Here is a 9,758-nt window from a genome sequence, read left to right as displayed (position 1 = left end):
CCGCTCGATCAGCTCGGCGGTGTGCGGTCCCGCCGGGGTGCGGGCGGCCTCCGGGTCGGACTCGATGAGGTCGAGGATCACCGGGTCGGCGATGAAGCCGGCCTTGATGACCTCGGCGAGCCCGGAGACGTAGTCGTGCACCGGGAGGGAGTCCAGCGCGGCCAGATCGCACAGGACGCCGGCCGGGGGGTGGAAGGCGCCGACGAGGTTCTTGCCCTCGGCGGTGTTGATGCCGGTCTTGCCGCCGACCGCCGCGTCCACCATGGCCAGCACGGTGGTGGGTACGGCGATCCAGCGCACCCCGCGCAGCCAGGTGGCCGCGACGAAGCCGGCGAGGTCGGTGGTGGCGCCGCCGCCGACGCCCACGACCACGTCGGTGCGGGTGAAGCCGGACTGGCCGAGGGCCTTCCAGCAGTATGCGGCGACCTCCGCGGTCTTCGCCTCCTCGGCGTTGGGCACCTGGATGGCGACCGCCTCGTACCCCTGCTCCGCCAGGTCGGCGCGGAGCGCGTCGCCGGTCTCGGCGAGCGCCTCGGGGTGGATGACGGCGACCCGCTTGGCCCTCTGGCCGATCAGTCCGCCCAGCTCGCCCAGCAACTGGCGGCCCACCAGGACCTCGTAGGGGTCGGTGCCCGCCGTGCCGGCGATCGGGATGCGGGTGACTGCCTCGCTCATGCTTCCTTCAACTCCAGTGCGTCCAGGACGGCTCGGGCGACGTCCTCGGGACCGCGTCCGTCGGTCGGCACGACGGCGGTGGCGACCTCTTCGTACAGATGGCGGCGGGCCTCCATCAGCGCGCGCCACTGCTGGCGCGGGTTGACGGCGAGCAGCGGGCGGGCGGCGTTCAGCCCGGTGCGGCGCACTGCCTCCTCGACGTCCATCGAGAGGTAGACCACCCGCTGCGCGGTCAGCAGCGCCCGGGTGTCCGCGTCGAGGACGGCGCCGCCGCCCAGCGCGAGGACCCCCGCGTGCCCGGCGACCGCCTCGGCCACCGCGCGCTTCTCCAGCGCGCGGAAGGCGTCCTCGCCGTCGTCCACGAAGATCTCGGCGATGGTGCGGCCCTGAGCGGCCACGATGTCGTCGTCGGTGTCCCGGAACGCGGCACCCAGCCGGTCGGCCAGCAGCCGTCCGACGGTGGACTTGCCCACGCCCATCGGGCCCACCAGGACGACCACGGGCGCGGCGCTCATCCGATCGCCAGGTTGTCGAGGTAGGAGCGGACGTTGCGCCGGGTCTCGGTCACGCTGTCGCCGCCGAACTTCTCCGCGACCGCGTCCGCGAGGACGAGGGCCACCATCGCCTCGGCCACGATGCCGGCGGCCGGGACCGCGCAGACGTCGGAGCGCTGGTGGTGGGCCTGCGCGGCCTCGCCGGTGGCGACGTCGACCGTGGCCAGCGCGCGCGGCACGGTGGCGATCGGCTTCATCGCCGCGCGCACCCGCAGCAGCTCACCGGTGGTCAGACCGCCCTCGGTGCCGCCGGAGCGGCCGGTGGCGCGTTTGATGCCCTCGGGGGTGCTGAGGATCTCGTCGTGCGCCTTCGAGCCCGGCACGCGGGCCAGGTCGAAGCCGTCGCCGACCTCGACGCCCTTGATCGCCTGGATGCCCATGAGGGCGGCCGCGAGCCGGGCGTCCAGCCTCCGGTCCCAGTGCACGTGCGAGCCGAGGCCGACCGGGACGCCGTACGCCAGCACCTCGACCACGCCGCCGAGGGTGTCGCCGTCCTTGTGGGCCTGGTCGATCTCCGCGACCATCGCCTTGGAGGCGTCCGCGTCCAGGCAGCGCACCGGGTCCTCGTCGAGCCGCTCGACGTCGGCCGGGGTCGGGTACACGCCGTACGGCGCCTTCGCGGCGGCCAGCTCCACGACGTGGCTGACGATCTCGATCCCGGCGGTCTCCTTCAGGTACGACCGCGCGACCGCGCCGAGCGCGACCCGCGCCGCCGTCTCCCGCGCGGAGGCCCGCTCCAGGATCGGCCGGGCCTCGTCGAAGCCGTACTTCTGCATGCCGGCGAGGTCCGCGTGGCCGGGGCGCGGGCGGGTCAGCGGGGCGTTGCGCGCGAGGCCGGCCAGCACCTCCTCGTCCACCGGGTCGGCCGCCATGACCTGCTCCCACTTCGGCCACTCGGTGTTGCCCACCATGACCGCCACCGGGGAGCCGAGCGTGAGCCCGTGCCGCACACCGCCGAGGAACGTGACCTCGTCACGCTCGAACTTCATCCGCGCGCCACGCCCATAGCCGAGCCGCCGCCGCGCGAGATGATCCGCCACCATCTCCGTGGTGATCGGCACGCCGGCGGGAAGTCCCTCCAGCGTCGCGACGAGTGCGGGACCGTGGGACTCCCCCGCGGTCAGCCAACGCAGCCTGCTCAACGGTGCTCCTCAGATTTCGCGCCCGGTACTGCCCCGCTTACGCGTGTCCGCGCGTACGGCGGCGGCCCGACCGGGTGCGCGATCCCGGCCCGCCACCTCCGATCCTCCCACGCCGGGCCCGGTATCCGGGCCTCGGTCCGGATTTCGGGACCCGGGCGCGGGGCGGGGTGCGGCGGGTCAGCGGGCGGCGAGGGCCCGCTCGCCCGCCCGGCGCATGGCCTCCAGCGGGGCCGGGGTACGGCCGGTCATCCGTTCCACCTGGAGCACCGCCTGGTGGACCAGCAGGTCCAGGCCGCCGACCACGGCCCCGCCGAACATCGACCAGCGGGCCGCCAGCTCGGTGGGCCAGGGGTCGTAGAGTACGTCGAAGAGGGTGGCGGGGCGCTCGGGTACGGCGGTGGCGAGGGCGTCGGCGGTGCCGGCGGGGGTGGTGGCGATCACCAGGGGCGCGTGCAGGGCCTCGGCGGCGTCCGCCCAGTCGGCGGTGCGGACGTCCATGTCGAGGCGCTCGCCCCACTCCCGCATCTCGGCGGCGCGGGCGGCGCTGCGGACGTACACCACGACCTCGCCCGGGCAGATCCGGGCGAGAGCGGCGAGAGCGGAGGATGCGGTGGCGCCGGCGCCGAGGACGGCGGCGGACTCCACCTCCTCGATCCCGTGCTCGCGCAGCGCGGCCACCATGCCGGGGATGTCGGTGTTGTCGCCCGCCTTCCGCCCGTCCTCGGTGAACACCACGGTGTTCACCGCGTCCACGGAGGCCGCCGTCTCGCTGACCTCGTCCAGCAACGGCATCACCGCCCGCTTGAGCGGCATCGTCAACGACAGCCCGGCCCACTCGGGCCCCAGCCCCTCGAAGAACCCGGCCAGCCCCGCCTCGTCGACCTCGAACCGGTCGTACGACCAGTCGTCGAGCCCGAGTTCGGCGTACGCGGCCCGGTGCAGCACCGGGGAGAGCGAATGGGCGATGGGCTTGCCGAGCACGGCGGCCCGGCGGGTGCCGGTGGCCCTAGTTGGCATTGAACTTGTCCTTGAGTGCCTTGAACTCGTCGTAGGTCTTGGCGAACTCGGTCTTGTTCATGCCGTCCGTCGCCACGAAGTACATCCAGCCCTCGTGCGTCGGGGACAGGGCCGCGTTGAGCGCCTCGTCACCCGGGTTCCCGATCGGACCGGGCGGCAGACCCTTGTTGGTGTACGTGTTGTACGCGCTCCGGTCGCCGTTGATCTCCTTCTCGGAGATGTGGATGTTGCTGGCGCCCTTGAGGTAGTTGTACGTCGAGTCGAACTGGAGGAGTTGGTTCGTCTCGGTGTTGTCCGGCTTGAGGCGGTTGTAGATGACTTCGGCCATCTTGCGGAAGTCGTCGTGCGTCTTGCCTTCGGCCTGGACCAGGCTCGCGGCGGTCAGGAGCTGCCAGGGCGATTCGAGCCCGACCTCGGACGCCTTCCTGTCCAGGCCCAGAGCGGTGTACTTGTCGTTGGCCCGGCCGACCATCGCCTTCAGGACGTCCTTGGGCTTCTGGTCCTTGCCGACGGCGTAGCTGGACGGGAAGAGGAAGCCCTCCAGCGGGTCCTTCAGGCCGGGGTGGTTGAGCGCCCAGGCGGGTAGGCCGAGGGACTTGTACTCCTTCGCGGCCACCTTCTGGGTGGTGCCGTTCGCCAGCTTCAGCCGCTTGTCGATCAGCGCGTAGACGGCCGCGTTGCGGGTGCCCTCGGCGATGATCAGGTTGTTGCGGCTCTTCGGGCTGAGCATCAGTTCCACCGCGCTGGCGGCGGACATGTGCTTCTGGAGGGTGTAGACGCCGTCCTGGAGGGACTTGCCGTTGGGGTTCGCGAGCTGGGCCGAGACGAAGGCGTCGACGCTCTGGACGACGCCCGCCTCCTTCAGTTTGCGGCCGATGTCGGCGCCGACCGCACCCTTGGGGATCTCGACCGTCACCGTCTCGCCGTTGCCGCTGCCCGCGTAGTCCGGGGCGGGGGCGAAACGATTTTTGTAGAACTGGTAGCCGAAGTAGGCGACGCCGCCGAGGCCGCCGCCGAAGACGAGGACGACGACCATCAGGGCGCAGCCGGTGCGGCCCTTCTTGCTCTTGACGGGCTTGCGGCCCTTGCCGCGCCGCTCGGCGGGTTCCTCCGTGCCGTCGTCGTCCCCGGGGGGCACGGGGTGATCGTCGTCGCCCCGGGGGTCCCAGCCGGAATCGTGGTCGGGCTCCGGGTCCCGGTGGCCGGGCGGCTGGGGCGGCGGGTAGGCGTCCTCGGTGCCGTAGAGGTCGGGCTGCTCGGCGCCGTAGGCGACGGGGTGCTGCCCGTAGGGGTCGCCCGGATCGGCCGCGTAGGGCACATGGCCGTGCGTGCCCGTGGCGTCCCAGCCGCCCTGGTGCTGCTGGGGATGCGGGTGCTGACCGGTCTGCTGGGGATCGAAGTGCTGGCCGTGACCGTCGTACTGGGGGTACTGCTGACCCCCGTAGTGCGGCTGCTGGTCCTGGGACCAGCCGTCGTACTGCGGGTGCTGTGGCTGGCCGCCGTAGGGGTACTGCTGTCCCGCGTGGGCCGCCTGCGCTCCCCACCCGGCGTCCCCGTACAACGGGTCCTCCGGATGCCACGGTTCGGTGCCTGGGCCCCGGCCATACTCAGTCATCGATCCCCTAGAGCCGCGAGGCCGACGGTCGCCCGGCTCCAGGACCGGCTTCCGTTCCGCCTCTTGCTGTGCGGCGGCTGTTCGAACACCGCCGCATCGCGCGGAACGTTACCGCACCGCGATCAGATGACCACTTCGACGCCCTCGCCGGGTGGTGCACCTGACACCCGTTCGGATTCCAGCGCCTGCTGCAGGATGATCACCGCGGCCGCCTGGTCGATCACGGAGCGGCCCTTCTTGGACTTCACGCCCGAGGCGCGCAGTCCCTGACTGGCCGTCACCGTGGTCATCCGCTCGTCCACCAGCCTGACCGGCACCGGCTTGATGCCCCGTGCCAGCTCCTGGGTGAACGCGCGCACCTTGACCGCCGCCGGACCCTCGCCCCCCTTGAGGGAGCGAGGGAGTCCGACGACGACCTCGATCGGCTCGTACTCCTCGACCAGTTGCCGCAGCCTGCGGTGCGCGGCCGGGATGTCGCGGCCCGGGACCGTCTCCACCGGGGTGGCGAGGATTCCGTCGGGGTCGCACGAGGCGACCCCGATCCGGGCGTCCCCGACGTCGATGGCGAGCCGGCGTCCTCTGCGCATGACGGTCCGGCCTACTTCGCGGTCTCGGCGACGAGGCGCTCGACGGCGTCGACGGCCTCACCGACGGCGGCCGGGTTCTGGCCGCCGCCCTGGGCGACGTCCGGCTTGCCGCCACCGCCGCCGCCGAGGGTCTTGGCGGCGGTGCGGACCAGCTCACCGGCCTTGAGGCCGCGCTCGCGGGCCGCCTCGTTGGTGGCGATCACGGTGAGCGGCTTGCCGTTGTTCACCGTGAACAGGGCGACCACGGCGGGCCGGCCGCCCTGGATGCGCCCGCGCACGTCCAGCACCAGCTTGCGCAGGTCGTCCGGGGTGGTGCCGTCCGGGACCTGGCCGGCGACCAGGGCGACACCGCGCACGTCCTTGGCCGACCCGGCGAGACCGGCGGCGGCCTGGAGCACCTTCTCGGCGCGGAACTTCTCGATCTCCTTCTCGGCGTCCTTCAGCTTGCCGAGCATCGCGGAGACCTTCTCCGGCAGCTCCTCCGGGCGTCCCTTGATCAGCTCGCTGAGCTGGTTGACGACCGTGTGCTCGCGGGCGAGGAAGTTGTAGGCGTCCATGCCGACCAACGCCTCGATCCGGCGCACGCCGGAGCCGATGGAGGACTCGCCGAGCAGCTTCACCAGGCCGAGCTGGGCGGTGTTGTGCACGTGCGTGCCGCCGCACAGTTCCTTGGAGAAGTCACCGATGGTGACCACGCGGACCCGCTCGCCGTACTTCTCGCCGAACTCGGCGATGGCGCCCTGCTTCTTGGCCTCGTCGATGCCCATGACCTCGGCGTGCACGTCCAGGTCGCGGGAGAGCACCTCGTTGATCTTCTGCTCGACGTCGGTCATCACAGCCGTCGGGACGGCGGCCGGGGAGCCGAAGTCGAAGCGGAAGCGGCCGGGCTGGTTCTCCGAACCGGCCTGGGCGGCCGTCGGGCCGAGGGCGTCGCGCAGCGCCTGGTGGGTCAGGTGGGTGGCCGAGTGGGCACGGGCGATGGCCTTGCGGCGGCGGGCGTCGATGGACGCCTGGGCCTTGGCACCGACCGTGACCTCGCCGACCTGGACGACGCCCTTGTGGACGTAGACGCCCGGCACCGGCTTCTGGGTGTCGCGGACCTCGATGACGGCACCGGTGTCGACCTTGATGCGGCCGGTGTCACCGATCTGCCCGCCGCCCTCGGCGTAGAACGGGGTGCGGTCGAGCACGATCTCGACCTCGTCGCCCTCGGTGGCGGCCGGCGAGGAGACGCCGTCGACGAGGATGCCGACGATCGTGGTCTCGCTCTCGGTGTCGCTGTAGCCGATGAAGTCGGTGGCGCCGGAGGCGTCCGCGATCTCCCGGTAGGCGCCGAGGTCGGCGTGGCCGGTCTTTTTGGCGCGGGCGTCGGCCTTGGCGCGCTCCCGCTGCTCCGTCATCAGGCGGCGGAACCCGGTCTCGTCCACGGAGAGGCCCTGCTCGGCGGCCATCTCCAGGGTGAGGTCGATCGGGAAGCCCCAGGTGTCGTGGAGCAGGAACGCCTTGTCGCCGGAGAGCATGCTGCCGCCGGACTGCTTGGTCTCGGTGACGGCGGTGTCGAGGATGTTGGTGCCGGCCTTGAGCGTCTTGAGGAAGGCGTTCTCCTCGGCGACGGCGACCTTCTCGATGCGCTCGCGGTCGGTGATCAGCTCGGGGTACTGCTGGCCCATCATGGCGATCACGACGTCGATCAGCGGCTTGACCACGGGACCGTCGGCGCCCAGCAGGCGCATGTTGCGGATGGCGCGGCGCATGATGCGGCGCAGCACGTAGCCGCGGCCCTCGTTGCCGGGGGTGACGCCGTCGCCGATCAGCATGACGGCGGTGCGCATGTGGTCGGTGACCACGCGCAGCGAGACGTCCGAGGCCTGGGCGTCGCCGTAGGCCACACCGGTCAGCTCGGTGGCCTTCTCGATGACGGCCATGGAGGTGTCGATCTCGTACATGTTCTGCACGCCCTGCAGAATCATGGCGAGGCGCTCCAGGCCGAGGCCCGTGTCGATGTTCTGGCTCGGCAGGTCCCCGAGGATCTCGAAGTCGTCCTTGCCGATGCCCTCGCCCCGCTCGTACTGCATGAAGACGAGGTTCCAGATCTCGACGTACCGCTCGTCGTTGACGGCGGGGCCGCCCTCGACGCCGAACTCGGGGCCGCGGTCGTAGTTGATCTCGGAGCAGGGGCCGCAGGGGCCGGGGACGCCCATGGACCAGTAGTTGTCCTTCATGCCCAGGCGCTGGATGCGCTCCTTGGGCACGCCGACGACGTCGTGCCAGATGCGCTCGGCCTCGTCGTCGTCCTTGTAGACGGTGATCCACAGGCGCTCGGGGTCGAGGCCGTAACCGCCCTTGTCCTGGGGGCTGGTGAGCAGCTCCCAGGCGAACTTGATGGCGCCTTCCTTGAAGTAGTCGCCGAAGGAGAAGTTGCCGCACATCTGGAAGAAGGTGCCGTGGCGGGTGGTCTTGCCGACCTCTTCGATGTCGGGCGTGCGCACGCACTTCTGCACGCTGGTGGCGCGCTGGAAGGGCGGCTTGACCTCACCCAGGAAGTAGGGCTTGAAGGGCACCATGCCGGCGGGGACGAGGAGCAGAGTCGGGTCGTCCGCGATGAGCGACGCCGAAGGGACGACGGTGTGCCCGCGCTCCTCGAAGAAGCTCAGCCAGCGGCGGCGAATCTCGGCCGACTCCATCAGTGGTCCTCATTCCGGTTGTACGAGTACGTCGTGTTCTCGATGTACTTCACTGTGCTGCTGTTGTTCTCGATGGCGGTGATCCGCCGGGGCTCCGGCAGGGCGGGGCTCTCGTGGATGCCGAGCGCCTCCTCCAGCTCCGCCTCGCGCTGGACCATGTTGTCGCGGACGTCGAGGGCGAAGCCGACCGCCGCGTCCTTGAGCCGGTGCCCGGTCTCCAGCGCCTTGTTGGCCGCGGTGACGGCGAGGCTCTCGGGGGTGAGCTGCTTCAGCTTGCGGTTGACCTTGGTGGTGGCCCACACACCGGCGGCGACGCCGGTGCCGAACCAGAACGTACGGCGGAACATCGCGGTCCTCAGTCCTTCTTTCGCTTGCCCCGCCGTGCGGCCGGGACCGTCCGGCCCACGATCACCGTACGGCGCGGCGTCTTCGCGGGCTTGGCCTCGTCGCGGCCGCCGAGCGCGCGGCGGACGCCGTAGCCGAAGGCGGCGACCTTGACCAGGGGGCCGCCGAAGGTGGAGGCGACGGTGGAGGAGAGCGCGGAGGCGTTCGACGTCACCTCCTGTACGTCGGAGGCGATGGCGTCGACACGCTCGATCTGGGTCTGCGCCGAGCGCACCGCCGTGGACGCGTCCGCCAGCAGCGGGACGGCCTGGTCGGTCACGTCCGCGACGAGCTTGGTGGTCGCCTTGAGCGTCTGGGCCAGCCTCGCCAGCGCTACGGCGAGGAAGGAGACCAGGATCGCCCAGAAGACGGCCACCAGAATCCCGGCAACCTCTCCACCGGACACTGTGCGCACCAGCTCCCTGAAACGTGCTTGAGCATCGATAAAGTCGTGCACCGAGCCTATCGCGCCACCGGCGGGGCTCCGTACCGGATTACCGGGCTCCGACGGGGATGCCGGGAACGCGCGAGCCCGCCGTCCCGTCCGCCGGAGGGCGGGGGGACGACGGGCCGTGGTGCTGCGCCGGGGCTGGGATCAGCGGGCGTAGTACTCGACGACGAGCTGCTCGTCGCAGATCACCGGGATCTCCTTGCGGTTCGGCTCACGGTCCAGGCGGAACGCCAGGGCCTTGAGGTTCACCTGGAGGTAACGCGGGGTCTCGCCGTCGGCGGCGAAGCCACCCTCGCGCGCGACCTGGAAGAGCGTCTTGTCCTTGGAGCGGTCGCGGACCTGCACGACGTCGTCCGGACGGACGCGGAAGGACGGCTTGTCGACCTTCTGGCCGTTGACCTGGATGTGGCCGTGGACGACCATCTGGCGGGCCTGGTAGATCGTGCGGGCGATGCCCGAACGCAGGACCAGCGCGTCGAGGCGGCGCTCGAGCTCGATGATCAGGGCCTCACCGGTCTTGCCCTGGACCTTGGCGGCACGCTCGTAGGCGCGGACGAGCTGGCGCTCGGACACGTCGTACTGCGCGCGCAGACGCTGCTTCTCGAGCAGACGGACCTTGTAGTCCGAGTTCTGCTTGCGGCCGCGGCCG

General features: G+C 71.3%; 10 protein-coding genes. All 10 read right to left on the bottom strand.

Annotation, left to right across the window (positions count from 1 at the left end):
• A partial coding sequence (locus CCN33_RS24150) for a 3-dehydroquinate synthase family protein (protein WP_140394646.1) occupies positions 1-675 on the bottom strand: 675 nt, incomplete at its 3' end.
• Positions 672-1,190: a shikimate kinase gene (locus CCN33_RS24145; RefSeq protein WP_086695600.1), complete on the bottom strand. Its 519-nt coding sequence runs from the start codon at positions 1,188-1,190 to the stop codon at positions 672-674. The genes CCN33_RS24150 and CCN33_RS24145, both read right to left, overlap by 4 nt.
• Entirely contained in the window at positions 1,187-2,371 is a 1,185-nt protein-coding gene (gene aroC, locus CCN33_RS24140) for a chorismate synthase (protein ID WP_086695599.1), read from the bottom strand. Before aroC ends, CCN33_RS24145 begins: the two co-directional genes overlap by 4 nt.
• Positions 2,372-2,548: 177 nt before the next feature.
• Positions 2,549-3,388 (bottom strand): shikimate dehydrogenase, encoded by an 840-nt coding sequence (locus CCN33_RS24135; protein ID WP_086695598.1) that lies wholly within the window; start codon positions 3,386-3,388, stop codon positions 2,549-2,551.
• Positions 3,378-5,003 carry an endolytic transglycosylase MltG gene (gene mltG, locus CCN33_RS24130; protein ID WP_086695597.1) on the bottom strand — a complete coding sequence of 542 codons (1,626 nt, stop codon included), beginning with the start codon at positions 5,001-5,003 and terminating at the stop codon, positions 3,378-3,380. Before mltG ends, CCN33_RS24135 begins: the two co-directional genes overlap by 11 nt.
• Positions 5,004-5,125: 122 nt before the next feature.
• Positions 5,126-5,590: a Holliday junction resolvase RuvX gene (gene ruvX, locus CCN33_RS24125; protein ID WP_086695596.1), complete on the bottom strand. Its 465-nt coding sequence runs from the start codon at positions 5,588-5,590 to the stop codon at positions 5,126-5,128.
• A gap of 11 nt (positions 5,591-5,601) precedes the next feature.
• On the bottom strand, positions 5,602-8,274 hold the full coding sequence (gene alaS, locus CCN33_RS24120) for an alanine--tRNA ligase (protein ID WP_086695595.1): 2,673 nt from the start codon (positions 8,272-8,274) through the stop codon (positions 5,602-5,604).
• Entirely contained in the window at positions 8,274-8,621 is a 348-nt protein-coding gene (locus tag CCN33_RS24115; protein WP_030810645.1) for a hypothetical protein, read from the bottom strand. Before CCN33_RS24115 ends, alaS begins: the two co-directional genes overlap by 1 nt.
• Before the next feature lie 8 nt (positions 8,622-8,629).
• Entirely contained in the window at positions 8,630-9,073 is a 444-nt protein-coding gene (locus tag CCN33_RS24110; RefSeq protein ID WP_031180163.1) for a DUF948 domain-containing protein, read from the bottom strand.
• 180 nt (positions 9,074-9,253) lie between these two features.
• Positions 9,254-9,758: 30S ribosomal protein S4 (gene rpsD, locus CCN33_RS24105; RefSeq protein ID WP_086695594.1), on the bottom strand; the 505-nt coding region annotated here is incomplete at its 5' end.

It is taken from the genome of Streptomyces recifensis, from assembly GCF_002154615.1.
Taxonomy (GTDB): domain Bacteria; phylum Actinomycetota; class Actinomycetes; order Streptomycetales; family Streptomycetaceae; genus Streptomyces; species Streptomyces griseoluteus.
Note: the sequence above shows the minus strand (reverse complement) of the source record. Positions and strands in the feature narration are given on the sequence as shown.

Excerpts from the sequence above, each read along its gene's own strand:
- CCN33_RS24135 (WP_086695598.1), bottom strand. The coding sequence starts at position 3,388 with ATGCCAACTAGGGCCACCGGCACCCGCCGGGCCGCCGTGCTCGGCAAG.
- CCN33_RS24145 (WP_086695600.1), bottom strand. The coding sequence starts at position 1,190 with ATGAGCGCCGCGCCCGTGGTCGTCCTGGTGGGCCCGATGGGCGTGGGC.
- CCN33_RS24115 (WP_030810645.1), bottom strand. The coding sequence starts at position 8,621 with ATGTTCCGCCGTACGTTCTGGTTCGGCACCGGCGTCGCCGCCGGTGTG.
- mltG (WP_086695597.1), bottom strand. The coding sequence starts at position 5,003 with ATGACTGAGTATGGCCGGGGCCCAGGCACCGAACCGTGGCATCCGGAG.
- alaS (WP_086695595.1), bottom strand. The coding sequence starts at position 8,274 with ATGGAGTCGGCCGAGATTCGCCGCCGCTGGCTGAGCTTCTTCGAGGAG.
- ruvX (WP_086695596.1), bottom strand. The coding sequence starts at position 5,590 with ATGCGCAGAGGACGCCGGCTCGCCATCGACGTCGGGGACGCCCGGATC.